21 protein-coding genes are annotated in these 23,558 nt (G+C 66.8%); 13 read left to right on the top strand and 8 right to left on the bottom strand.

Annotated features, from left to right (window positions below):
* The first annotated feature begins 361 nt into the window (after positions 1 to 361).
* From HD600_RS04270 to HD600_RS04230, 9 genes are all read left to right on the top strand, one after another.
* Positions 362 to 1,600, top strand: a complete 1,239-nt coding sequence (locus HD600_RS04270) for an ABC transporter substrate-binding protein (protein ID WP_184281753.1) — start codon at positions 362 to 364, stop codon at positions 1,598 to 1,600.
* A 102-nt stretch (positions 1,601 to 1,702) separates the two neighbouring features.
* Positions 1,703 to 2,596: a branched-chain amino acid ABC transporter permease gene (locus tag HD600_RS04265; protein WP_184281751.1), complete on the top strand. Its 894-nt coding sequence runs from the start codon at positions 1,703 to 1,705 to the stop codon at positions 2,594 to 2,596.
* A gap of 7 nt (positions 2,597 to 2,603) precedes the next feature.
* Positions 2,604 to 3,641 carry a branched-chain amino acid ABC transporter permease gene (locus HD600_RS04260; protein WP_144793038.1) on the top strand — a complete coding sequence of 346 codons (1,038 nt, stop codon included), beginning with the start codon at positions 2,604 to 2,606 and terminating at the stop codon, positions 3,639 to 3,641.
* A complete protein-coding gene (locus tag HD600_RS04255; RefSeq protein WP_144793035.1) occupies positions 3,638 to 4,396 on the top strand; it encodes an ABC transporter ATP-binding protein in 759 nt (252 codons plus the stop codon). The genes HD600_RS04260 and HD600_RS04255 overlap by 4 nt, the downstream gene beginning before the upstream one ends.
* Positions 4,393 to 5,130, top strand: coding sequence for an ABC transporter ATP-binding protein (locus tag HD600_RS04250; RefSeq protein WP_144793031.1), 738 nt, complete (start codon positions 4,393 to 4,395; stop codon positions 5,128 to 5,130). Before HD600_RS04255 ends, HD600_RS04250 begins: the two co-directional genes overlap by 4 nt.
* Positions 5,131 to 5,271: 141 nt before the next feature.
* Complete coding sequence (locus tag HD600_RS04245) at positions 5,272 to 6,270, top strand: TIGR03557 family F420-dependent LLM class oxidoreductase (protein WP_184281749.1); 999 nt, start codon at positions 5,272 to 5,274, stop codon at positions 6,268 to 6,270.
* A 1-nt stretch (position 6,271) separates the two neighbouring features.
* Positions 6,272 to 7,084 (top strand): coenzyme F420-0:L-glutamate ligase, encoded by an 813-nt coding sequence (gene cofE, locus HD600_RS04240; protein WP_206705680.1) that lies wholly within the window; start codon positions 6,272 to 6,274, stop codon positions 7,082 to 7,084.
* Positions 7,065 to 8,078 (top strand): glucose-6-phosphate dehydrogenase (coenzyme-F420), encoded by a 1,014-nt coding sequence (gene fgd / locus HD600_RS04235; RefSeq protein ID WP_184281747.1) that lies wholly within the window; start codon positions 7,065 to 7,067, stop codon positions 8,076 to 8,078. The genes cofE and fgd overlap by 20 nt, the downstream gene beginning before the upstream one ends.
* Positions 8,079 to 8,112: 34 nt before the next feature.
* A complete protein-coding gene (locus tag HD600_RS04230) occupies positions 8,113 to 9,102 on the top strand; it encodes an LLM class F420-dependent oxidoreductase (protein ID WP_184281745.1) in 990 nt (329 codons plus the stop codon).
* 20 nt (positions 9,103 to 9,122) lie between these two features.
* Here the strand turns inward: HD600_RS04230 and HD600_RS04225 are convergent, their stop codons facing one another.
* From HD600_RS04225 to HD600_RS04210, 4 genes are all read right to left on the bottom strand, one after another.
* Positions 9,123 to 9,518, bottom strand: a complete 396-nt coding sequence (locus tag HD600_RS04225) for a PPOX class F420-dependent oxidoreductase (protein WP_184281743.1) — start codon at positions 9,516 to 9,518, stop codon at positions 9,123 to 9,125.
* Positions 9,515 to 10,354, bottom strand: a complete 840-nt coding sequence (locus HD600_RS04220; RefSeq protein ID WP_260980369.1) for an ABC transporter ATP-binding protein — start codon at positions 10,352 to 10,354, stop codon at positions 9,515 to 9,517. Before HD600_RS04220 ends, HD600_RS04225 begins: the two co-directional genes overlap by 4 nt.
* Positions 10,351 to 11,352: a putative F420-0 ABC transporter permease subunit gene (locus HD600_RS04215; protein ID WP_144793018.1), complete on the bottom strand. Its 1,002-nt coding sequence runs from the start codon at positions 11,350 to 11,352 to the stop codon at positions 10,351 to 10,353. Before HD600_RS04215 ends, HD600_RS04220 begins: the two co-directional genes overlap by 4 nt.
* Positions 11,353 to 11,435: 83 nt before the next feature.
* On the bottom strand, positions 11,436 to 12,434 hold the full coding sequence (locus tag HD600_RS04210; RefSeq protein WP_184281741.1) for a putative F420-0 ABC transporter substrate-binding protein: 999 nt from the start codon (positions 12,432 to 12,434) through the stop codon (positions 11,436 to 11,438).
* A 128-nt stretch (positions 12,435 to 12,562) separates the two neighbouring features.
* On the opposite strand from HD600_RS04210, the gene HD600_RS04205 reads away from it, so the two are divergent.
* Both HD600_RS04205 and HD600_RS04200 read left to right on the top strand, forming a co-directional pair.
* A complete protein-coding gene (locus tag HD600_RS04205; RefSeq protein WP_184281739.1) occupies positions 12,563 to 13,741 on the top strand; it encodes a thiolase family protein in 1,179 nt (392 codons plus the stop codon).
* A gap of 73 nt (positions 13,742 to 13,814) precedes the next feature.
* Positions 13,815 to 15,068: a D-arabinono-1,4-lactone oxidase gene (locus tag HD600_RS04200; protein WP_338402139.1), complete on the top strand. Its 1,254-nt coding sequence runs from the start codon at positions 13,815 to 13,817 to the stop codon at positions 15,066 to 15,068.
* 6 nt (positions 15,069 to 15,074) lie between these two features.
* On the opposite strand, the gene HD600_RS04195 is transcribed toward HD600_RS04200, so the two are convergent.
* The 4 genes from HD600_RS04195 to HD600_RS04180 form a co-directional block, all read right to left on the bottom strand.
* The gene (locus HD600_RS04195; protein WP_184281735.1) at positions 15,075 to 16,124 is read right to left on the bottom strand and encodes a LacI family DNA-binding transcriptional regulator; all 1,050 of its coding nucleotides are present in this window, start codon (positions 16,122 to 16,124) and stop codon (positions 15,075 to 15,077) included.
* A gap of 140 nt (positions 16,125 to 16,264) precedes the next feature.
* On the bottom strand, positions 16,265 to 17,605 hold the full coding sequence (locus HD600_RS04190; RefSeq protein WP_184281733.1) for an extracellular solute-binding protein: 1,341 nt from the start codon (positions 17,603 to 17,605) through the stop codon (positions 16,265 to 16,267).
* 64 nt (positions 17,606 to 17,669) lie between these two features.
* Complete coding sequence (locus HD600_RS04185; protein ID WP_206705679.1) at positions 17,670 to 18,563, bottom strand: carbohydrate ABC transporter permease; 894 nt, start codon at positions 18,561 to 18,563, stop codon at positions 17,670 to 17,672.
* The gene (locus tag HD600_RS04180; RefSeq protein WP_144793000.1) at positions 18,560 to 19,492 is read right to left on the bottom strand and encodes a carbohydrate ABC transporter permease; all 933 of its coding nucleotides are present in this window, start codon (positions 19,490 to 19,492) and stop codon (positions 18,560 to 18,562) included. Before HD600_RS04180 ends, HD600_RS04185 begins: the two co-directional genes overlap by 4 nt.
* Before the next feature lie 180 nt (positions 19,493 to 19,672).
* On the opposite strand from HD600_RS04180, the gene HD600_RS04175 reads away from it, so the two are divergent.
* Positions 19,673 to 21,997, top strand: coding sequence for a glycoside hydrolase family 3 N-terminal domain-containing protein (locus HD600_RS04175; protein ID WP_184281730.1), 2,325 nt, complete (start codon positions 19,673 to 19,675; stop codon positions 21,995 to 21,997).
* 41 nt (positions 21,998 to 22,038) lie between these two features.
* Complete coding sequence (gene arfA / locus HD600_RS04170; protein ID WP_184281728.1) at positions 22,039 to 23,550, top strand: arabinosylfuranosidase ArfA; 1,512 nt, start codon at positions 22,039 to 22,041, stop codon at positions 23,548 to 23,550.
* Positions 23,551 to 23,558 lie beyond the last annotated feature (8 nt).

The raw sequence follows: 23,558 nt of genomic DNA, 5'->3' as shown, positions 1-23,558 counted from the left end.
CATTCAAGCACAGGACATCACTCGGATGGGGTTTCCGTTCCGCTGGGTCGCGTGCCGCGCTGTCGATGTTGCTGCTTGACACGGTTCACGGCACCACAATAGGGTCAAGCAAACGCTTGGTTCCTGAAGCAGGCGTGCACCTGTCCGATGTGGTCGAGAAAGGGCTCCATCTCGTCGGAGAGCGCGCATCAAGTGAAAAGGGGTTACCCGCCCGACGCGCGTCTGCATCATCGACGCACAGAGACGGCTGCCCTCAAAGGCATGCGGCCGACGAGTGTCGGCATTCATCGGGAGACGACCCAACCGTCTTTCGGCACATGGCATCGATTCAGGGTTCACAACGAAGGGACACGTGAAGGAAATGCGGAATACAGCGAAGAGGCTCTCCACCGCCATCGCCGCGGCGGCGGTCATCACGCTCGGTCTCACGGCTTGCGCCGGGTCCGACGCATCCGGTGGCGAAGGCGGCAGTGCCGATGGGGGTGGCGAGACGGTCAAGATCGGCGTCGTGCTCCCCTTCACCGGCGTGCAGGCGGCGATCGCCGAACTCGAAGGAGAGGGGGCTGCCGTCGCCGCGGAACAGATCAACGAGGCGGGCGGTATCGCCGGAAAGTGGCAGATCGAGCTCGTCGAGGCCGATGATCAGCTGGACACCGGACGCAGCGCCACGGTCATCCGAGATCTGAACGACAAGGGTGTCTCTCTCGCAATCGGCGGGCAGACCTCTGACCTCTGCAAGTCTTCCGCCGAAGCGGCTCAGCGCTTCGACATGACGTTCATCGGAGCGCACTGCACCTCTCCCGATCTCGTCGATCCGCCGATCACGGACAACTTCTTCATGATCGGCCAGCAGATGACCACGCTGGCGAACGCCATCGGGACCAGCCTCGCCGAGGCCTACCCGGACGTCGACACCTGGGATGTCGTCACCTATGACGTCGCGGCCATGCGCAGCTCGTGGGACATCGCCAAGGGTGCGATGGAGGACGAGCTGGGCCACGCGATCCAAGAGGGCGAGCGATACGCGGTACCCGTCGGCGCCACGACGCTCCGCAACGAGATCGCTGGGCTGGTGGCGACCCCCGACAAGGAGAAGCGCGGACTGTTCCTCGGTGTGTACGGTGCCGGCACGACGGCCTTCCTGCAGCAGGCGGCTCCCACGGGCATCCTCGATGACTATGCCGTCGTCGCGCAGACAGGCGTGTACTGGCCGACCGCAGTCTCGATGGACGGCGCGGCGCCTTCGATCACGAACGTCCACGACTACTTCTACCCGTGTCAGGACACCCCCGAGAACGACGAGTTCGTATCAGCGTTCGAGGCGGCCACCGGTGAGAAGCCGGACAGCGGTGCGTACCAGGGTTACCTCGCCGTGCAGCTGCTCGCGGCCGCCATCGAGAAGGCCGACAGCATCGAGACGGCGAAGGTCCAGGAGGCGCTGAAGGGCCTCACCATCGACACGCCCCAGGGCCTGGAGATGACGATCGACGCCGACACCCACGCGGGCAACGGGGCGGCGACCGTCGCAGTGCTCGCCGGAGACAGCGATGCGCCGCAAGGCGTGGGAATCACCGAGTGCAAGCTGGTCCCCGCAGGCTGAGATTGTTCAGCGGGGCCGTCGTCCGGTCGTCGACCTGGCGGCGCCCCCGCTCCTCATCCCCGACAACCCGAACGGGAGCTCTTTCAATGAATGGGAACTCGAATGAGTGACTTCATCTCCGTCGTGATCGCAGGCGTCGCGCAGGGCGTGCCGGTCTTCATCGTCGCCAGCGGCCTCACGCTGATCTACGGCGTGCTTCACGTGCTCAACTTCGCGCACGGCGCCTTCTTCCTCATCGGGGCGTTCATCGTCACGAGCACGCTGCAGTCCGACACGATCGGATCGTTCCTGCTGTCACTGCTGATCGCCGGCGTGGGGGTGATGGCGGTCGGTGTCGTTTCTGAAGTCGCGGTCTTCCGCAGGCTCTATAAGGCGGGCTCGACCGTGAGCTTCCTGGGTGCGTTCGCGCTGTTCCTCGCGTTGACGGGAATCTCGATTCTCATCTGGGGAACGAATCCGAAGACGGTCGCCTACCCGAAAGGCCTGAACGGCTCATTCGATGTACTCGGTGCACGTATCAGCCAGTACGACGCCGCGATGGTGATCGTCGGCGTTGTCATCGCCGTGGGGCTGTGGCTGCTGCTGACCAAGACCTCCCTCGGGGCGCGTGTGAGGGCGGTCTCGCAAGATCGCACCATGGCGATGGCCCTTGGTATCCGGGTCCGCCGCGTTTCCACGATGGTCTTCGCGATCGGCGCCTTCCTCGCGGGTGTCGCCGGCGCGCTGATCACGCCGGTGTCGTCGATCGACGAGGGTCTGGCCCTCAGCAGCGACTACATGATCCCCGCATTCATCGTGATCATCGTCGGCGGCCTCGGTTCGGTTCCGGGTGCTCTGATCGCCGCGCTCGGCCTGGGGATCATCGAGAGCATCCTCTTCCGCGTCGCCCCCGGACTCAGCGGCTTCAGTTACTACTTGGTCGTCGCCGTGTTCCTGATGTTCCGTCCACAGGGGCTCTTCGGCTCCCCTTCGCATTCGTTCAAAATGGCGCGGTGATGACGACATGAAGAAGCTCACTGATCGATACCCGACGATGTACTCGTCCGGGGTGCTGCTGTTGCTGGCCTTCGGCGTGGTGATGGTCGTCATTCCGCTGGTCTTCACCGGCAGTTCGTTGTTCACGTGGACGACCGCGGCAGCGTGGGCGCTGTTCGCCGTCGGCACCAACGTGATGTTCGGCTGGACCGGCCTATTGTCATTCGGGCAGGCTGCGTTCTTCGGCATGGGTGCCTACACGATGGCACTGCTGCACGAGTATGTTCCTGACATGGACGGCATCGTGATGCTCGGGATCGCAGCGCTCGTCTCCGCTGCGGTGGCCGTCGTCTTCGCGCTCGGCGCGCTGCGTACCAGCGGTGCGCAGCTCGCCATTCTCACGCTCGTGCTCGCGGAGGTGCTCTGGCTGCTCACCTATCGAGTCCCTGCGCTGAAGGGCGAGGACGGCTTCAGCGGGCTGTTCGCGATCAAGATCTTCGGCTCGGCGATCACCTCGGACGCGCAGCTCTGGTACTACACCATCGCTATCGTCGCGATCTGCACAGTGATCATCTGGCTGATCAGCGGATCAACGCTGGGTCGGGCGATGCGCTCCGTGCGTGACGATCCATGGCGTTCCGCAGCCCTGGGAATCCGCGTCCGCAAGGTGCAGGTGACCGCTTTCGGCGTCGCGGCGGCATTCTCGGCGGTCGCTGGAGCGCTCGTGGCCCAAGGTCAGGGCGTCGTGAGCCCGTCGATGCTGACGTTCGCAGTATCCGGTCAAGTGCTGGTCGCGTGCCTCCTCGGCGGAATGAGCCGGTTCGGCGGACCGATCCTTGGTGCGGTGGTGCTGGTCTGGGCGGAGACACTGCTCAGCCGCTATGTCGAGGACTCGAATCTCTTCGTCGGGATCCTGCTGCTCATCATCGTGCTGCTGCTGCCGCAGGGGCTGGTCTCCTTGCCTGCGAAGCTCTGGCCTGAGAAGAGAACACCGTTCGCGGCGAGACCCTCGTCGCGCAGCCGTGATGGTGGCACGAAGGTGGCGAGCGCGGAGGTGGAGAAATGAGCAACATCCTGACGCTGCGAAGCGTATCCAAGTCGTATCAGGGCGTCCCCGCGGTCCAGGACGTGGATCTACGTGTCGACCGAGGCGAACGGCTCGCTGTCATCGGGCCGAACGGTGCGGGCAAGTCCACGCTGTTCGGTCTGATCGCCGGTGAGCACAGGCCGACGAAGGGAGAGATCGTCTTCGACGACAAGATGATCACGAAGCTGCACTCGTCGGCGAGAGCGGCGCGGGGCATGAGCCGCACCTTTCAGGTGGCTCGGTTGTTCGGATCCATGACGGTGCGGGAGAATCTGTTCATGGCGGCGCTGGGAGGTCGCGCCCAGGACTACCGTGTCTGGGACGCGATGGCCAAGCGGAAGAATTCCTGGGCCCTCGCCGATGAGGCGATCGAGGTCGCCGGTCTCGATCAGTTCGCGGACACCAACGCGGCCACGCTCCCGCAGGGAGCACGCAAGACGCTCGAGATGGCGATGGCCATCGTCCAGGAACCCGTGATCCTTCTTCTGGATGAGCCGACTGCCGGAATGGGATATGAGGATGCTCGCGCGGCGACCGTTCAGCTGAACAACCTTCTCGCCATACGCCCGGAGATGACCATCATTCTCACCGCTCACGACATGGAAGTCATTCATTCCGTGGCCAGCCGAGTCGTGCTGATGGCAGGCGGAAAGGTGATGCTGGAGGGCACCGCCGCTGACGTGGCCGCGCATCCGACGACCAAGACACTCTATTTGGGGCAGGAGAAGAAATGACTACTTCGGCATCGTCCGTGCTGACCCTGTCCGGCGTCGACGCCTGGTACGGCGCGGCGCAAGCACTGTTCGACGTCGACCTCGAGGTCGGTCCAGGCGAGGTGGTCGGTCTCCTCGGCCGCAATGGCGCCGGCAAGAGCACCACGTTCAAGACGATCATGAACCTGGAGGTGCGCTCGACGGGTGGCATCGAGCTCTTCGGCCAGCCCCGTGGAAAGTCATCGACGGATGCGATCGCGAGGTCGGGCGTGAGCTGGGTGCCGGAGGACCGCCGCATCCTGACGAACCTCACCGTGAGGGAGAACCTTGAGCTCGCACGGTTCGCGAGCGGTCGGCGGGATGCCGTCCCTCTTGCTGACCTTGTCGAGTCATTGCCTCTGCTCGACAAGCTGATCGGACGCAAGGGGAATCAGTTGAGCGGCGGTGAGCAACAGCTCGTCGCTGTAGCCCGAGCGCTTGTCTCTCGTCCAAAACTGCTCCTTTTGGACGAGCCGACGGAAGGGCTTGCTCCTCTCGTCGTGGACGGCATCCGGGACGCGGTGCGCGGGCTCCCTGAGAAGTTCGACGTATCGATTCTCATCGCCGAGCAGAATCTGCCGTTCGTCACCGCCCTCGCCAGCCGGGTGTATGTCTTGGAGACAGGGCGGGTCGCTCATGAGGGTGACTCCGCCGCATTCGGGTCGGATACCGCCCTCCAGGAGCGATACCTCTCCGTCTCGATGAAGGCAGATTGAGCGAACATGCACGCTCCTGCGCCATGTCGCGCCTGTGGATAGGATTTTGCCGGCACCGGGATCGCAGCGCCGCCGGGGTCTCCTCATCGCTGTGGGTCGGGGCCGGGCTGAGGGTGATCTGATGAGCGATAGCCTGAGGCCATGGTGAGCGTGCGCCGAGAGGTCCATCACGTCGTCGCTCTTGAGCAATCAGAGCCTGCAGAAGCGGTCGCGCAGGCGACAGCCGCAATCCGGAGCGGCTTCGCGGGCACCGTCCTCTTCGACCGCTTTCAGCCGTGGCTTCCCCAGCAGCACAACGCTCCGTTCGCCTGGGCGGTGGCCGGGGCCATAGGGCAGCAGTCTCAGGGGTCGATCGCCGTTTCGGCGGCGCCGGGGTACCGGATGCATCCCGCTGTCGCCGCGCAGGCGATCGTGACCTTGGCAGCTTTGCAACCGGGGCGTCACAGACTCCTTTTGTCCGCTGGCGATGCAATCGATGAGCACGTCGTCGGTGGCTACTGGCCCGAGGTGCACGAGCGGACGGAACGGCTGTTCGAAGCGGCCGAGATCATTCGCAAGCTCTTCTCGGCTTCCGTGAAAGACCGGGACACGCGCCATTCGGGCTCCCACTTCCGACTCGAGACAGCGCGACTGTGGACGATGCCGCACGAGGTGCCGAAGATCCAGGTGTGGGCGGGAGGCCCGGTCACTGCGCGTCGATCGGGCCGCGTCGCTGACGGGATGATCGTGCACGCCGCAGCGCCCGATCGTGTCGCCGTACTTCTGGCAGCGCACCGAGACGGAATGCGGGAGGCCGGGAAGGCAGAATCGGTGAAGACCGTTCACGTCCAGTTGTCCTGGGCGCACACCGACCACGCAGCGATTCAGAACGCGCTTTCGGATTGGCCGATGGCAGGGCTGCGCTTCCCGCGAGGTGACATCCGCTCGCCCTTCGACGTCGCTCAGCTCGCCCGCTCGGTCACGGCAGACGATATCTGCGCACGCATTCCTGTCTCATCCGATCCCGATGTCCATCGGGCGCACCTGCAGACCTTCCTCGATATGGGATTCGACACCATCCACGTGCACAACGTCGGCCGCAATCAGGCCGAATGGATCGACATCGCCAGCCGTGACATCCTGCCGAAACTCGTGAGTTGAGATGGGGAATCGGATGCAGGTGTGGGCGCTGGGTGGAATACCCGAGGTCCGAGCGGGTGACGATCTCGCGGATCTGATTCTGCGCGCAACCGACGGCGGAAGTGAGCTCGCCGACGGCGACATCCTCGTCGTCACATCGAAGATCGTCTCCAAGGCGGAGGGGCGCGCCGTCCGGGCGGACGATCGTGAGGACGCCATCACCGCCGAGACCGTGCGCATCGTCGCCACGCGTGCACGAGCGGGCGGCGGCTTCACGCGCATCGTTCAGAATCGACTCGGGATTGTGGGGGCTGCAGCGGGTGTGGATGCGTCCAACACCGAGGCCGGTACTGTCTTGCTGCTGCCCGTTGACCCGGATGGCTCCGCCCGTGCCCTCGCCGAACGGCTGCGCGAAGCAACGGACGCGAGAGTCGGCGTGATCCTCAGTGACACGCTGGGCAGGCCCTGGCGCGTGGGGCAGACGGACATCGCGATCGGTGCAGCCGGCGTCCATGTCTTCGACGACTTGCAGGGTCGGGTCGACAGCGCCGGAAGGCCCCTCACCGTCACCCACCCATGTGTCGCTGATGAGATCGCGGCTGCCGGCGACCTCGTCAAAGGCAAGTTGAGCGGGTGTCCAGTGGCTGTCGTACGCGGGCTTGAGCGGTTCGTCGGAGACCTGGGCCTCCCGGGGGCGGCGAGCATCGTGCGTTCACCGGAGAAGGACATGTTCCGTCTGGGCGCCGATGAGGCGTACCGATCGGGTTTCGAAGCGGGAAGGGCAGCGGTTCATGCCGCGAGAGAGGAGAACGCTGATGCTGACTCTGGGATATAAGGCGTCCGCCGAGCAGTTCGCGCCGCGGGAGCTCGTCGAGATCGCCGTGGCCGCGGAGCGGCACGGGTTCGATTCCGTCGCTGTGAGTGATCATTTTCAGCCCTGGCGATACACCGGCGGGCACGCGCCGTTCTCGATCGCCTGGGCGGCGGCCGTCGGTGAGCGTACGACGCGCATCCGGATCGGAACCAGCGTCATGACCCCGACGTTCAGATACAACCCGGCCGTGATCGCCCAGGCGTTCGCCACGCTCGGCATGCTCAACCCTGATCGAGTATTCCTCGGCATAGGAACTGGCGAGGCGCTGAACGAGATCGCGACCGGGTTCCAGGGCGCGGGCGAGCAGGAATGGCCGGAGTTCCGTGAGCGCTTCGCCCGACTGCGCGAGGCCGTTCGTCTGATGCGCGCGCTGTGGACCGGTGATCGCGTGAGCTTCGACGGCGAGTACTACTCGACTCATGACGCCTCTATCTACGACGTGCCGGACGGCGGTGTGCCGGTCTACATCGCGGCAGGTGGTCCCGTGGTCGCCAAATACGCCGGTCGGTCCGGAGACGGCTTCATCTGCACTTCGGGGAAAGGGCCGGAGCTGTACACCGAGCACCTCATCCCTGCGGTGAAAGAAGGGCTGGCGGCATCCGGACGCGAATTCGCGCAGATCGATCGGATGATCGAGATCAAGGTGTCATACGAAGAGACCGAGGAGGCGGCGTTGGAGAACACCCGCTTCTGGGCGCCGCTGTCGTTGTCGAAGGAGCAGAAGCACGACATCACCGACCCGATCGAGATGGAGAAGGCGGCCGACGCCCTGCCGATCGAACAGGTCGCCAAGCGGTGGATCGTCGGCAGCGACCCCGATCAGGTCGTCGCTCAGATCAAGGACTATGTCGACTGGGGTTTCAACCACCTCGTCTTCCATGGACCCGGCCACGATCAGGAGCGTTTCATGACGCTGTTCGAAAGGGATCTCGCGCCGCGCCTGCGCACGTTGTGACGGGGCGCCAGAGGGCGCTCGTTAGACTGCCGCCATGCGCTTCGGAATCTTCGTACCTCAAGGGTGGCGATTCGATCTGGTCGGCATCGACCCCGGGGACCAGTGGCAGACGATGCGGGGTCTCGCGCAGGCGGCCGATGCCGGACCATGGGAGTCGCTGTGGGTGTACGACCATTTCCACACCACGCCGATCCCCAGCGAAGAGGCCACCCACGAGGCGTGGACGCTGACGTCGGCCTTCGCGGCGACGACCTCTCGCATCCGCCTTGGCCAGATGTGCACCTGCATGTCGTACCGCAACCCCGCGTACCTCGCGAAGGTCGCCGCGACCGTCGACATCATCTCGGGCGGCCGCACCGAGATGGGGATCGGCGGCGGGTGGTACGAGCACGAATGGCGCGCATACGGCTACGGGTTCCCCGCGGCCGGTGATCGCCTGCGGCGCCTCGACGAAGGCGTTCAGATCATGCGGCAGGCGTGGTCCACGGGGAAGGCGACCCTGGACGGCGGGCACTATCAGGCAGACGGGGCGATCGTTCGCCCGCTTCCGCTGCAGGAAGGCGGTATCCCGCTGTGGATCGCCGGCGGCGGTGAGAAGATCACCCTGAAGATCGCGGCGAAGTACGCGCGGTACACGAACTTCGTCGGTACGCCCGGGGAGTTCGACGCGAAGAGCGCGATCCTCCGAGAACACACGAAGTCCGCCGGCACGGACTTCGACGCGATCGTGCGGTCCTCCAACTACAACACCGTGATCGGCGAAACCGAGTCCGAGGTCGAGGACAGGTTGGCCGCGATCGAAGCACGAGTGCTCCCGCACCTCGGCGACCGTACGGCCGCGTTCATGGCCACTTATCGAGGTGACGGGGCGAAGGCGGTTGGCACCCCCGAGCAGATCGTCGAACAACTCCGAGACATGGCGTCACGAGGGCTCGGCTACGCCATCCACTACTTCCCGGAGGCCGCGTACGACCGCTCGGGCATCGAACTGTTCGAACGAGAGGTCATCCCCGCGTTGCAGTGAGTGGCGGGAGGCGCCTCGCGTCATCCACCGATGACCTTCTCGATCGGCATGACGAGGACCACCCGATCCTCGGCGTCCGCCGGCGCTGGCGGGTTCGGCGTACCGTACCGCCGCGAGAGTCGCTGGTAGAACCCGCCCGTGGGGTCCGGCGTGGATTCGAGCAGTCTTCCGCGTACCTCGACGTATCGGTACGGGTTCTCGGGGTCGTACACGGCCAGGGCCATCGACGGGTTGTGCTGTAGGTTCCGGTATTTCGCGCGCTTGTTCGTGTGGGTGAAGCAGATCGTGTCTCCGATGAGCTCGAACCACATCGGACTCGCCTGGGCCGTGCTCCCGGGGCTGACGGTTGCCAGCACGCCGCACACGGGGCGTTCGAGCAGATCGATGAGGTGGAGAGGGATCTGTGCTGCGGTCATCCGGCCGAGCTTACCGGCGACGTCGAGGGCCATCCGCGCGCATCGTCCTCCTCGAGCAGGGAGAATGCGATCAGCGGCGCCCCGTCGACCGGATGCGGGACGACATCGGCACGCACCCCGTATACATGCCGGATCAGGTCCGGCGTGAGCGTCTCTGCAGGGCGTCCGGACGCGACGACGCGACCTCGATCGACCACGATGACCTGATCGGCATGACGTGCCGCCAGGGTGAGGTCGTGCAACGCCGCGAGGATCGCCGTGCCGCCGCGTGCGAGTGAGCGCATCAGGGCGAGTGTGTGCAGCTGAGCCTGGATGTCGAGATGGTTGGTCGGCTCATCCGTGAGCAGCAGCTTCGGTTCCTGGGCGAGTGCTCGGGCGAGCAGCACCCGCTGGCGCTCGCCACCGGAGAGCTGCGGAAAACGTCGATCGGCGAGCTCAACGGCGCCCGCGCGGCGCAGTGCGGACAGCGCGATGCTGACATCTGCAGGGCCGGGGGAGCCGAGCATCGACAGATGCGGGGTGCGGCCGAGCAGGACGACATCGAGCACGCTCAGGTCGAGCTCGGTCTGCGCCTGCTGTTCGACAAGTGCCGTGAAACGGGCGCGTGCTCGACGAGACATCGTGCGTGTGTCGATGCCGTCGATCTCCATGCCGCCGGCCGTCGGCGTTTCCGCAGAGGCGATCAGGTGCAGCAATGTCGACTTCCCCGCCCCGTTCGGACCGACCAGTGCGGTCAGGGAACCCGCTTCGACGGTGCAGTCGATGCCGTCGATCAGCATCCGTCCCGCCCGGCGGAAGGAGAGGCGGTCGGTGCGAAGCAGCGGTGGCCGCGTCACGAGATCCGCCGGGAACGCATCAGCAGCAGGGCGAACAGTGGTGCGCCGATCAGCGCGGTGACGACGCCGACCGGCAGTTCGCGGGGGTCGAACAGGGTGCGGGCAAGGGTGTCGGCCCAGACCAGGAAGATCGCGCCGGTCAGCGCCGAGAGCGGCAGCAGCGCGCGGTGCCGGGCGCCGACGATGAGCCTGACTGCGTGCGGTACGACGAGGCCGATGAACCCGATCGATCCGCTGACCGCGACCAGGCACCCGGTCAGCAGGGCCGTCGCACCGAGCAGGATCCACCGCGTGCGCTCGACGGAGACACCCAGGGATGCCGCAGCGCGGTCCCCGAACGCGAAGGCGTCGAGGGCACCGGCGCTCATGAGAAGAGGAACTCCGACCAGGGCGATGGCGAGGATGGCGAGCACCGCGGTCGGCCAGGCCACCCCCGAAAGTGACCCGAGCAGCCACCCGAGGATCTCACGGTAGCTGTCGCCGGTCGCGTTCCAGAAGATCACCATGCTGGTCAGCGCGCTGAGCGCAGCAGACACGGCCACGCCGGCGAGGATCGTCCTCGACGCCGTCATGCGCCCGATCGCGCCCGCCATCATGAGGGTCAGCGCAAGTGCCCCCAGCGCGCCACCGAACGCGGCCAGTGGAAGGGCGATCGAGAAGCCGAGCACGATGACCAGGACCGCACCGAACGACGCCCCGGATGACAAGCCGAGCAGATACGGGTCGGCGAGGGGATTGCGCAGCACCGCCTGCATGATCGCCCCGCACACGGCAAGGCCGGCGCCGACGGCAGCGGCCGCGAGAATGCGCGGCATCCGCAGTTGCCACACGATGCCGTCGCGCAACGCCGACAGCGTCGATTCGCTGAGTCCCAGATGCGCGAGGATGCTGTTCCATGCCTCACCGGTCGAGATCTGCGCTGGTCCAAGGGTGACGCTGATGACGATGGTGAATACAAGCAGCACGGTCAGGAAGATCGACCATCCGACTGTGCGCATGCGCGTGCGCGTCTGCTCGCGCCGGTGAGGATAGGGTCTCGTCGAGGACTGATCCTGGGAGCGCTGAGTCGAGGTCAGTGTGCTCACGGGAGGTCGACCGTCTCCAGTTGGCTCAACAGTGATCGAACGGCCTCGACATTGCGCACGCCGGCTTCGCCGACCGCGAACGGCACGACCAGATAGCGGCCGTTCGCGACCGCGGGAAGCTGGGCCGTCGCGGGATTGGATTCGAGCACGCCGATCTTCTTCTCCGCAGACCCCCATGCCGAGTCGACGAGGACGATGATGTCAGGGTTCGCATCGACGACCGCCTCCCAACTGAGGCTCGACCAGGTCGCGTCGACATCTGCGGCGATGTTCGTCACTCCTGCAGCATCCATCACCATCTGTGGGGCCCCGATGCCTGCGCCGACGAACGGAGTGTCGCTGCCGGAGCTGTACCAGAGCGCGGTGAGCCCGCGATCGTCGGCCTCGACGTCGTCGAGATCGCCCCGTAGCGATGAGACGAGCGCTTCAGCGCGGTCGGACACATCGAAGATTCGCCCCATCTCGAGGATGTCGTCGAACACGTCGTCGAAGGTGAGCGGATGTGGTTGATAGTCCGCATCCTGGCACGCGGACGGGGAGACGTAGGTGTTGATTCCGAGCGATGCGAGCGTCTCGCGCTCGCCCGCGCCGTCGGCCGTGACATTCGACTCCCACCCGGCATAGACCAGATCCGGCTCCAGATCGGCTGTCGCCTCCACGCCCGGCACTCTCTCATCGATCACGGGCAGCGACGTCGCCGCCTGCGCCCACTCATCGGCGACGGGACCATCGGAGAACGCCGTCCCGACGATCCGCTCCTCCAGCCCCAGCGCGAGCAGCATCTCGATCGATGTCGATTTGACGGCGAGTACGCGCTCGGGTGCCTCATCGAAGGTGACGGTCGTTCCGCAGTTGTCCACGACGACGGGATATCCCGACGGTGATGCCGCGGCGGGATCGAGCGCCGCTGTCTGTGCGGTGCCGCAGCCGACGAGGATGAGGGGGGTCAAGAGGACGACCCCGAGCAGGGCTCGGATTCGGTGACGGACGGGCATGGCGCTCCTGGGTGCTGGTCGATGAGAAGACGAGCGGCCAAGATCGCGGCCGTGCTGCATACGCCAATGCGGGCGAATGAGGGAACTCTATCGCACCACCTGACCTGAGCCGGGGCAGAATCGAACGCATGAGCAACGAAGCCGTCGTCGTCGATGTCGTCCGCACCCCGGTGGGCAGGGGCAAACCGGGCGGGACGCTGTCCGGGGTGCACCCGGTCGATCTCGCCGCGCACGTGCTGCAGACGGTCGTCGACCGCAACGGCCTTGAGTCCGCGCAGATCGACGACGTCCTCCTCGGGTGCGTCAGTCAAGTCGGCGAGCAGGCCATGAACATCGCCCGCCAGGCCGTCCTCGCGGCGGGCTTCGACGAGCGGGTGCCGGCGACGACCATCGACCGGCAGTGCGGATCCAGTCAACAGGCGGTGCACTTCGCCGCGCAGGGCATCGCCGCCGGCGCCTACGACATCGTGCTCGTCGGGGGAGTGGAGTCGATGAGCCGGGTGCCGCTGGGCTCATCCCTCGCCGGCGCGTCGCCCATGTCGCCCGCCATGCGCTCGCGGTACCCGGACGGTCTGGTGAACCAGGGAGTGTCGGCCGAGCTGATCGCGCAGCGATGGGGGCTGAGCCGCGACGACCTCGACGCGTACGCGGCGGAATCCCACCGGCGGGCAGCGTACGCCTGGCAGGAGGGGTTCTTCGACCGCACGGTGGTCTCCGTCCCCGACGCCCACGACGCCGTGACGGACGAGACCGTGCGGCCGGGCACGACGGCCGAGAAGCTCGCCGGGCTCGCGGCATCCTTCCGCACCGAAGAACTCGCCGCGCGCTTTCCCGACCTCGACTGGCGGATCACACCGGGCAACTCCTCCCCGCTCACCGACGGAGCATCGGCCGCGCTGCTGATGAGCGCCGAACGCGCGGAGGCGCTCGGGCTGCGGCCGCGGGCACGGTTCCGCGCGTTCGATGTGATCGGCGACGATCCGATGCTCATGCTCACGGGGCCCATCCCCGCCACCCGACGCGTGCTCGATCGGGCGGGCCTGGCTCTTGACGAGATCGACGCCTACGAGGTCAACGAGGCCTTCGCCTCGGTGCCACTGGCGTGGGCGACCGAGCTCGGCGCCGACCGCGCGCGGCTCAACCCGCGCGGCGGCGCGATCGCGCTGGGCCATGCGCTCGGTTCATCGGGGACGAGGCTGCTCGGCACGCTGGTCGACCACCTCGAGGCGACAGGCGGCCGATACGGTCTCCAGACGATGTGCGAGGGCGGCGGCATGGCGAATGCGCTCGTCGTCGAGCGGCTCTGATTCCGGCGGTGCCCGCCCGGCATCGCCCACCCGCATAGACTGCGGTGGGCCGGTGTCGCGAGAGGAACAACACGTGGAACGAAACTGGGCGGGCAACGTCACCTACCAGGCGGACGTGGTCGAGCATCCGTCGTCGCTGGAGGAACTGCGCGAGATCGTCCTGCGCGACGGGCCCCTGCGAGTGCTGGGAACCCGGCACTGCTTCAACGACATCGCCGACACCTCCGGTGCGCTCTTCGCGCTCGACCGTCTGCCCGACGAGATCGAGGTCAGCGCGGACCGCGACAGCGTCCGGCTCTCCAGCGGCGCCCGCTACGGCGACATCGCGCCCGCGCTCGAGGCCGAGGGTCTCGCCCTGTCGAACCTCGCCTCGCTGCCGCACATCTCGGTCGGAGGCGCCACCGCGACGGGAACCCACGGCTCGGGCGACCGGATCGGATCCCTCGCGTCGACCGTCCGAGCGCTGACCGTCCTCACGGCCGGAGGTGAGATCCGGCGGCTCGCGCGCGGCGACGAAGGATTCGCCGGCGCCGTCGTGAACCTCGGCGCACTCGGCGTCGTCCTCGACCTGACCCTCGACGTCGAACCGACCTATCGGGTCGCCCAGCACGTGTACGACGAGCCCCGCTGGGACGCGATCCTCGAAGACCTGGACGCCGTCACCGGTGCCGGCACGAGCGTGAGCATCTTCTCCCGCTGGCAGGGCAGCGACACGGCCGACCAGATCTGGGTGAAGCAGCGCCAGCCCGACACGCACGCCGACCGCCGCGCAGAGCTGATGCGCAGGCTCGGCGCGTCGGACGCCGACGGGCCGCGGCATCCCATCATCGGGGTCGACCCGGTGGCGACCAGCGAACAGGGCGGCGTGGCGGGCCCCTGGTTCCAGCGGCTCCCGCACTTCCGGCTCGAGTTCACCCCGTCCGCCGGCGCGGAGCTGCAGAGCGAATATCTCGTGCCGCGGTCCGACGCCGTCGCGGCGATCGAGGCGCTGCGTTCCCTCGCCGACCGGATCGCGCCGCTGCTGCTGGTCAACGAGGTCCGCACCGTCCGCGCGGACGACCTGTGGCTGAGCTCGTCGTATGGCACGGATGCCGTGGGCCTGCACTTCACCTGGCGGCAGGACGAAGCGGCCGTGCGCGCGCTGCTGCCCGTGCTCGAGGACGCACTGCCGCAGACAGCACGACCGCACTGGGGCAAGGTCTTCACGCTCGACGGCGCCGAGGTCCGCTCCCGCTATCCGCGATGGGAGGACTTCGCCGCGCTGCGCGCCGATTTCGACCCGGAGCGACGCTTCGTCAACGCCTACCTGGAGCGGCTCGGGCTCTGAGCGGTTCTAGTCGCCGGCGGTCGTGTCGTCGGTGCGCCCGGGGAAACCCGTGGACTCGCGCCTGACGATGCGGAAGTCGGGCTTCACCGTGCGCGGCGGGCGCTTGTCGCCCTTCTCATCGATCCGTTCGATGAGGAGGTCGACCGCCGTGAGGGCGATCTGAGATCTCCCCGCCTCGATGCTCGACATCGACGGCGTGGAGAACCGCGCTTCGTCGATGTTGTCGAAGCCGATGACGGCGACGTCCTCCGGCACGCGCCGGCCGGCTTCGCTGAGCGCCCGCAGCGCCCCGAGGCCGAGGGCGTCGTTGAGGGCGAACACCCCGTCGAAGGGGAGCCCCTCGGCGAGGAGTTCGCGCACGGCCGCGGCGCCGCCGCTGCGGCTCCAGTGGTTCGTGGGCCGGACCAGGCGCGGGTCGAGCTCGAGCCCCGCCTGGTCGAACGCCTGCTGGTAGCCGGCGAGCCGCAGCGAGGCCGAACTCGTGCCGGCCGGGGTCTCGCCCTCCGCGCCGACGAGGGCGATGCGGCGGCGACCGATGTCGAGCAGATGCTCGACGGCGGCCCGCGCGGAGGAGACGTTGTGCATCGTGACGTGGTCGGTCGGGCCGTCGAAGATGCGCTCACCGAGGAGCACGAGCGGGAACCCGGAGTCCAAGGCGTCGGCGTCCTCCTGCCCGAGCGCGAACGGGCTGAACAGCAGGCCGTCGGTGAGACGGATCCGGCTGCCGGTGATGGCCTGCAGCTCGCGGTCCCGATCGCCGCTGGTCTGCTCGACGACGACGCTGAGCCCCCGTTTGTCGGCAGCGCGGATGACGGCATCCGCCAGCTCGGCGAAATAGTTCTCGCTGAGGGCGGGTACGGCGAGACCGATCACGCCAGTGCGTCCGGAGCGCAGCCCGCGGGCGGAGAGGTTCGGTCGGTATCCGAGCTGATCGATCGCGGTCTGCACCCGCTCGCGGGTCTGCGGCCGCACGTGCGGGTGGTGGTTGATGACGTTCGAGACCGTCTTGATGGAGACGCCGGCGAGCTGGGCGACGTCGTGCATCGTCGATTCCATCGATTCCACCTATCGCCCCTGCGCCGACGGCGCTGTACGTCTCACTTTAGTCTCGCCGGTGCCCGAAGGCGGTCGTCACCTCCGGAAGTCGAGGAGGGGGTGGACGAATGATCGCCCACCCCCTCCTCGGTGCTCAGAGATTACTCGCCGAGCTCGTTCATCACCGTGTCCTGCGCCTGCTGGAGAGCCGCGTCGGCGGGAGTGCCGACCTCGTAGATCTCATTCATGGTCACCGTGCGGAACTGGTTGTCCACCACCGGGAGGTTCGGGTTCGAGAAGGACTCGAAGTGGCCGATGCCGTCCTTGACGGAGTTCAGCACGTCGAACAGGTTCGTCTGGAAGTACTGGTTGAACTTGTTGTCCGGGTTCTTCGTGACGGCCTCGTCCTCCCAGACGGACATGTTCACCGGGTCGAAACCGAGGACCTCCCACACCGCGACGTTGGCCTCGAGGGACAGCTTCGCGAACGCGAGGAACTCCGTGGCGATGTCCTGCTTCTCGCTGGCGGCCATCACCGCGGTGCCGGTGCCGCCGCCACCGATCGTGAGGATGTCCGAACCCTCGATCTGCGGGGCAGGAGCGATCGCGACCTTGCCTGCGAGGTCGGGCATGTAGTCCACATAACGCGAGGTGTACCACGCCGGGTACACGATGGCGGCGTAGTCGCCCTTGTTGATGGCGCCGAAGGCCTCCTCGCTGTCGGGGCTGCCACCGGGGATGGTCGACAGTGCGCCGGCATCCTTCATGTCCTGGAACATCTGCATCGTCTCGACGACCTCGGGGCTGGTCAGCGCCGGCTTGCCGAGCCCGCCGTCGTCGAACAGCTGCCCGCCGTTCTGGGCGATCGCCAGCGGCTCGGTGAAGAAGACGCCGGTGCTCGCGACGCTGAACGCCTTGTCGGTGGCCTCGTTGTACGCGGTCCCCGCCTCGGCGAAGTCGTCCCACGTCTTGATCGTCGTGTAGTCGATCCCGGCGCCCTCGAGCAGCTCGGTGTTGTAGAACGCGACGAAGGCGCCGACGTGCGTCGGGTAGCCGTAGATCTTGCCGTTGCGGCTGTACAGGTCCAGTCGGGCCTGGACGATGTCGTCGACGTACGGATCAGCAGCGGCGGTGAGGTCGACCAGCGGCGGGTTGTCGCCCTTGACGAAGTTGCCGAACTTGCCGACCTCGATGTCGGCGAGATCCGGTCCTCCCTGACCGGAGTTCACGGCGAGCAGAAGCTTGTCGTGCATGTCCTGGTACGGGTAGACCGTGAGGTTGAGGTCGATCTGCTTGTCGGGGTTCTCCTCGTTCCACATCTCGGCCATCTCTTCGTAGACCTGGCCGTGGAGCTCGGCGAACACCCACATGTCCAGCGTGGTGACGCCGTCGGCGTCAGCGCCGCCTCCGCCACCGGACTGGCCATCGCTCGAGCATCCGGACAGGGCTCCGACTGCCAGCCCTGCAACGATCGTTGCGGTGAGAATCCTTCGGATTCGCATGGTGTTACTCCTGACTGTGTGTTGAGTACTGCGGGTAGGGAAGGGATACGGGTGGAGGTCGAGGTCAGCCCTTCACGGCTCCGGCCGTCATGCCGTCGACGAAGAAGCGCTGGAAGGCGAGGAAGAGGATCAGCAGCGGGATCAGCGAGAAGAACGACCCGATGATCAGCAGCTCGTAGTTGTTCCCGTACGGGGTCAGCAGCGTGTTCAGGCCGATCGGGAGGACGAACTTCTCCGGCGAGCGGAGCACGAGGAGGGGCCAGAGGAAGTTGTTCCAGATGGTCATCCCGTTGAGGATCGCCATCGCGGCGAAGGCCGGCTTGGCGATCGGTGCGACGAGGCGGAAGAAGATGCCGAACTCGGAGACGCCGTCGACGCGGCCGGCTTCGAGGATCTCCTTCGGCACGCCGATGAAGTACTGGCGGAAGAAGAAGATCGTGACCGCCTGCGCGAGGAACGGCAGCACGACGATCCAGTACTGGTCGGCGGCGCCGATGTCGTTCACCTGGACGTAGAGCGGGAGCATGAGCATCTCGAACGGGATCGTCATGAGGACGATGACGAGGATGAAGCCGAGGCGCTTGCCCCGGAACTCGTACATCGCGAACCCGTAGGCGACGAAGGAGCTCACCAACAGCGTGCCGGCGACCTGGACGACGGTGAGGATGAGGCTGTTCCAGAACCACCGGAAGTACAGGCCCGAGTCCGTGAAGAGCATGACGTAGTTGTCGAAGCTCAAGTCGGAGAAGTCGATCGAGAAGGAGATCCCGTTGCGGATGACGTCGTTGCCGTCCTGGAAGGTGCCGACGAAGATCGCGAGGATGGGAACCAGCGAGACCAGGGCGATCAGGGCCAGCAGGATGCTCTGGATCCACAGGGCGGTCCTGCGGGTCATCCGGCGCCGCGGCTGCGGGCCGTCGGTGCGTGCGGTGCGAACGGGTGCCGTCGTCTGCGTCATCGCGTCGACTCCTTCTTGAACGTGCCCGTGGCGGTGAGCTGAGTCAGGTTGATCGCGAGGACCAGCACCAACAGGACGACGCCGACCGCTGACGCGAAGCCGAGGTCGTTCTCCTGGATGCCCTTGCGATAGAGGTACCCGACGATGGTGAGGCCCTGATTGTTCGGCGAGTTGTTGCCGGCGTAGAGCATGAAGCTCTCCAGGAACATCGCGAGCCCGCCGTACACGCTGATCGTCGTGACGTAGACGAGCGTGGGCTTGAGCCCCGGCAGCGTCACGTTGAAGAACTGCTGGATCTTGCTGGCGCCGTCGATGGATGCCGCTTCGTAGTACTCGCTCGGGATGGCCTGCATCCCGGCGAGGAAGTACATCGTGTTGACACCGGCCCAGCGCCAGAGGGCCAGGAGCAGCAGCGCGAAGAGGCCGGTGAGGTCCTCGCGCAGCCACCGTACGGGGCCGAAGCCGAAGAACTCGACGATCTGGTTCATCAGGCCGGAGTCGGTCTCCGCGAACATCAGGCGGAACACGATGCCCGCCACGACCACGGATGTGAGCGCCGGCACGAACAGCGACGACTTGAAGAAGTTCTTCAGCCGGCTGCTGCCGAGCTTCGAGTTGATGACGGCGGCGAGCGCCATCGGGATCGGGATGAGGATCAGCAGCGTCAGCACCATGTAGCGGATGCTGTTGAACATCGCCTTCCAGAAGACCTCGTCGCGCCAGAGTCGCTCGTAGTTGCGCGTGCCGATGAACGACGCCTGGCCGTACAGCACCTCTTGGAAGCTCATGATCACCGAGCGGCCGACGGGGATGAGCCAGAAGATCAGCAGCGTCAGCAGGAACGGAAGGATGAAGAGATAGGGTGCGAGCCGCTGGTTGTAGAGCAGCTTCTTCACACGATTCGTCTTCACGCGATTCGTATCGGTCATGGCAGATTCTTCCTCGAACGGTGCCTCGGGACTGGAATGTCTCCGTCCTCGATTGGAAGGTTATATTCCGGCGCGAAAATTTACAACGTTGTATTTCTGACCGATCTGACCGTACGATCCTGAGCAGGCATTCGCAGACGAATGCGATCAGGACGATTCCGATGACGGAGGGGCTCACCGATGACGGATGAGGTCTGGCGCGACCCGAAGGTCAGTGCAGACGAGAGGATCGACGCACTCGTCGCGGCGCTGACCGTGGAGGAGAAGATCGCTCAGCTCGGTGCGTACTGGGCCGACGAGCGCACCTCCGGCGAGATCATCGCGCCGATGCAGGACGTCTTCTCCGAGGGGCGTGCCTCCTTCGAGCGCGTCGTGCGCGACGGCATCGGCCAGCTCACCCGCGTGTTCGGCACCTCTCCGGCGTCGGCGCGCGAGGGGATGGCGCGCATCCGGGATGCCCAGCGCCACCTGATCGAGGCGACGACGACCGCCATCCCCGCCATCGTCCACGAGGAATGCCTCACCGGGTTCACCACGCTCGGTGCGACGGTGTATCCCACTGCACTCGCGTGGGGTGCGACGTTCGACCCCGACCTCGTCGAGGAGATGGCGCGCGCGATCGGTCGTGACATGGCGGCCGTGGGCGTCCATCAGGGGCTGTCCCCGGTGCTCGACGTCGCGACCGACTACCGGTGGGGGCGGGTGGAGGAGACGATGGGCGAGGACCCCTACGTGGTCGGGACGCTCGCCTCCGCCTACGTGCAGGGTCTGCAGGATGCCGGGGTCATCGCGACGCTGAAGCACTTCGCCGGGCACGCGAGTTCTCGAGGCGGACGCAATCACGCCCCGGTCGCGATCGGCGAGCGCGAGCTGCGGGACCTCGTGCTCCCGCCGTTCGAGATGGCCGTCCGCGTGGCGGGCGCCCGCAGCGTCATGAACTCCTACACGGAGACCGACCGGGTGCCGGCGGCGGCGGATCGCTGGCTGCTCACCGACCTCCTCCGAGGGGAATGGGGCTTCGAGGGGACCGTCGTGTCCGACTACTGGGCCGTCGCGTTCCTGAAGTCCAAGCACGGCGTCGCCGGCACGATGGCGGAGGCCGGCCGCCTCGCCCTGCATGCCGGGCTCGACGTCGAACTGCCGGACATCTCGGCGTTCCTCCAGCTCCGTGAGGACGACCCGGACCCGGATCGCACCGCCTCCGACATCGACACCGCGGTGCGCCGCGTGCTCCGGCACAAGCTCGACCTCGGACTGCTCGACGAGGGATGGGCGCCGGCTGAGCCCGCGGAGTACGACCTCGACAGCCCGGTCAACCGCGACATCGCACGACGGATGGCGGAGAAGTCCATCGTCCTGCTCGAGGACACCGCCGGTGTGCTCCCGCTGAGTCCTCAGACTCCCCGCATCGCGGTCATCGGCCCCTGCGCGGACGACCCGAGTGCGCTGATGGGGGCCTACTCGTACCCCGTGCACGTCCTGCCTCGGCATCCGGAGTGCGGCCTCGGCCTCGATGCGCTCTCGATCCCGGATGCCGTGCGCGAGAGCTTCCCCGCAGCCGACGTCGTCGTGGAGCGCGGATGCCCGCTACAGACCCCTGGCGCTGCGGAGGACCTCGCGCGTGCCGTCGATGCGGCCACGGACGCCGACGTGGCGGTGGTCGTCGTCGGCGACCACGCCGGCATGTTCGGCAAGGGCACATCCGGCGAGGGCTCGGATGCCCCCTCGCTCGAGCTCCCCGGCGCGCAGGCCGATCTCGTCGAGGCGATCATCGGGACGGGGACGCCGGTCGTGCTCGTCGTCCTGTCGGGAAGGCCCTATGCGATCGGCCGCTTCGTCGGCCGCGCGGCTGCGATCCTGCAGGCCTTCATGCCCGGGGTCGAAGGCGCCGGAGCGCTGGCGCGGATCCTCGCCGGTGAGGTCAACCCCAGCGGGCACCTGCCGGTGCAGGTGCCGTACGGAGCCGCCGCACTTCCGCACACCTATCTCGCGCCCCCGCTGGGACAGGACGGCGATCGGATCAGCAACCTCTCCATCGCCCCGGCCTTCCCGTTCGGGCACGGGCTGTCGTACACGACCTTCGCGGTCGACGACCTCGTGCTCGACCGCGCCGAGATGCCGACGGACGGCACCGTCACCGCCACCGTCACCGTGTCCAACACGGGAGACCGCGCGGGCGAGACCGTGGTGCAGCTGTACTCCGCCGATCCCGTCGCGCAGGTCACCCGGCCGGTGCAGCAGCTCGTCGGCTACGCCAGGATCGCGCTCGAGGCCGGCGAGACGACAGCGGTCGCATTCCGCCTGCACGCCGACCGCTTCTCGTTCACCGGACTCGCCCGCCGCAGGATCGTGGAGCCCGGTGAGATCGTGCTCTCGGCCGGACTCTCCGTCGGCGCGCTCTCCCGGTCGCAGTCCCTTGTCGTGACCGGCGCGGCGCGCGACGTCGTCGATCCCGTCCTGCGCACCGAGGTCGTCCAGCCGCTCCGTGCGCCCGCCGTCCCGTGAACTCACCAACGCAGACTCCGTCAAAGAAGAGGAAGAAGAACATGTCCGCTGCCCGCCTGACCATCGATCCGCACTTCGTCTCGGGGCGGATCCACCGCCGCCTGTTCGGCGGTTTCGTCGAGCACCTCGGCCGGCATGTCTACGACGGCATCTACGAGCCCGGACATGAGACGGCAGACGCCGAGGGGTTCCGCCAGGACGTCATCGAGCTCGTCCGCGAGCTCGGCGTCTCCACGATCCGCTACCCCGGCGGGAACTTCGTCTCCGGTTTCCGCTGGGAGGACTCGGTCGGGCCGCGTGAGCAGCGTCCCCGGCGCCTCGACCTGGCGTGGCACTCCACGGAGACGAACGAGGTGGGACTGCACGAGTTCTCCTCCTGGCTGGAGAAGGTCGGCAGCGACCTCATGCTCGCGGTGAACCTCGGCACCCGCGGCACGGCGGAGGCACTCGACCTCCTCGAGTACACCAACGTGCCCGGCGGCACCGAGCTCAGCGAGCGTCGTCGCGCGAACGGGCGCGAGGAGCCGTTCGGCGTGCAGATGTGGTGCCTCGGCAACGAGATGGACGGGCCGTGGCAGCTGGGGCACCGTTCGGCGGACGACTACGGCAAGCTCGCCTCCCGGACCGCGAAGGGCATGCGGCAGATCGATCCCGACATCACCCTCGTGGCGTGCGGATCCTCCAGTGCTGCCATGCCCACCTTCGGGGAGTGGGAGCGGGTCGTGCTCGGTCACACCTACGACGACGTCGACTACATCTCCTGCCACGCGTACTACCAGGAGAAGGACGGCGACATCGACTCGTTCCTCGCCTCCGGTGTCGACATGGACCGCTTCATCGAGACCGTCGTCGCGACGGCCGACCACGTCGGTGCCGTGCGCGGCAGCTCCAAGCGGATCGACATCTCCTTCGACGAGTGGAACGTCTGGTACATCGACCGGTACGAGGGCGTTGACAAGATCACCGGGATCGACAACTGGCCGGTCGCGCCGCGAATCCTCGAGGACAGCTACTCGGTGCTCGACGCCGTCGTCTTCGGCAGCCTGATGATCTCGCTGCTCAAGCACGCCGACCGGGTGACCAGCGCCTCACTGGCTCAGCTGGTGAACGTGATCGCGCCGATCATGACCGAGCCCGGCGGTCCCGCCTGGCGGCAGACGACGTTCTTCCCGTTCTCGATCACGTCACGGTTGGCCCAGGGGGAATCGCTCGAGCTCAAGCTCGATTCGCCGACGTACGAGACGGCGCGGTTCGGTGAGGTCGCACTGGTGGATGCCGTGGCGACGCACGACGCCGACGCCGGCCGCTCCTCCGTGTTCCTCGTCAACCGCAGCACGACGGAGGCGATCGAGGTCTCGGTCGACGTCAGCGGGCTGGGAGATGTGGCGGTGCTGGAGACGCACACCCTGAGCGACTCCGACATCTACGCCAAGAACACGCTCGAGGACCGGGAGCGCGTCGCTCCGCGCGAGAACGACAGCGTCTCCCTCGCCGACGGGATGCTGACGATCACCCTGCCGCCCGTCTCGTGGAGTGCGATCGCACTCGGCTGAGTGGGGGC

Source organism: Microbacterium ginsengiterrae (assembly GCF_014205075.1).
GTDB lineage: Bacteria > Actinomycetota > Actinomycetes > Actinomycetales > Microbacteriaceae > Microbacterium > Microbacterium ginsengiterrae.
This window is presented reverse-complemented; position numbering and strand designations above follow the sequence as displayed.

Excerpts from the sequence above, each read along its gene's own strand:
- HD600_RS04270 (WP_184281753.1), top strand. The coding sequence starts at position 362 with ATGCGGAATACAGCGAAGAGGCTCTCCACCGCCATCGCCGCGGCGGCG.
- HD600_RS04265 (WP_184281751.1), top strand. The coding sequence starts at position 1,703 with ATGAGTGACTTCATCTCCGTCGTGATCGCAGGCGTCGCGCAGGGCGTG.
- HD600_RS04260 (WP_144793038.1), top strand. The coding sequence starts at position 2,604 with ATGAAGAAGCTCACTGATCGATACCCGACGATGTACTCGTCCGGGGTG.
- HD600_RS04255 (WP_144793035.1), top strand. The coding sequence starts at position 3,638 with ATGAGCAACATCCTGACGCTGCGAAGCGTATCCAAGTCGTATCAGGGC.
- HD600_RS04250 (WP_144793031.1), top strand. The coding sequence starts at position 4,393 with ATGACTACTTCGGCATCGTCCGTGCTGACCCTGTCCGGCGTCGACGCC.
- HD600_RS04245 (WP_184281749.1), top strand. The coding sequence starts at position 5,272 with ATGGTGAGCGTGCGCCGAGAGGTCCATCACGTCGTCGCTCTTGAGCAA.
- cofE (WP_206705680.1), top strand. The coding sequence starts at position 6,272 with ATGGGGAATCGGATGCAGGTGTGGGCGCTGGGTGGAATACCCGAGGTC.
- fgd (WP_184281747.1), top strand. The coding sequence starts at position 7,065 with ATGCTGACTCTGGGATATAAGGCGTCCGCCGAGCAGTTCGCGCCGCGG.
- HD600_RS04230 (WP_184281745.1), top strand. The coding sequence starts at position 8,113 with ATGCGCTTCGGAATCTTCGTACCTCAAGGGTGGCGATTCGATCTGGTC.
- HD600_RS04225 (WP_184281743.1), bottom strand. The coding sequence starts at position 9,518 with ATGACCGCAGCACAGATCCCTCTCCACCTCATCGATCTGCTCGAACGC.
- HD600_RS04215 (WP_144793018.1), bottom strand. The coding sequence starts at position 11,352 with ATGCGCACAGTCGGATGGTCGATCTTCCTGACCGTGCTGCTTGTATTC.
- HD600_RS04210 (WP_184281741.1), bottom strand. The coding sequence starts at position 12,434 with ATGCCCGTCCGTCACCGAATCCGAGCCCTGCTCGGGGTCGTCCTCTTG.
- HD600_RS04205 (WP_184281739.1), top strand. The coding sequence starts at position 12,563 with ATGAGCAACGAAGCCGTCGTCGTCGATGTCGTCCGCACCCCGGTGGGC.
- HD600_RS04195 (WP_184281735.1), bottom strand. The coding sequence starts at position 16,124 with ATGGAATCGACGATGCACGACGTCGCCCAGCTCGCCGGCGTCTCCATC.
- HD600_RS04190 (WP_184281733.1), bottom strand. The coding sequence starts at position 17,605 with ATGCGAATCCGAAGGATTCTCACCGCAACGATCGTTGCAGGGCTGGCA.
- HD600_RS04185 (WP_206705679.1), bottom strand. The coding sequence starts at position 18,563 with ATGACGCAGACGACGGCACCCGTTCGCACCGCACGCACCGACGGCCCG.
- HD600_RS04180 (WP_144793000.1), bottom strand. The coding sequence starts at position 19,492 with ATGACCGATACGAATCGCGTGAAGACGAATCGTGTGAAGAAGCTGCTC.
- HD600_RS04175 (WP_184281730.1), top strand. The coding sequence starts at position 19,673 with ATGACGGATGAGGTCTGGCGCGACCCGAAGGTCAGTGCAGACGAGAGG.
- arfA (WP_184281728.1), top strand. The coding sequence starts at position 22,039 with ATGTCCGCTGCCCGCCTGACCATCGATCCGCACTTCGTCTCGGGGCGG.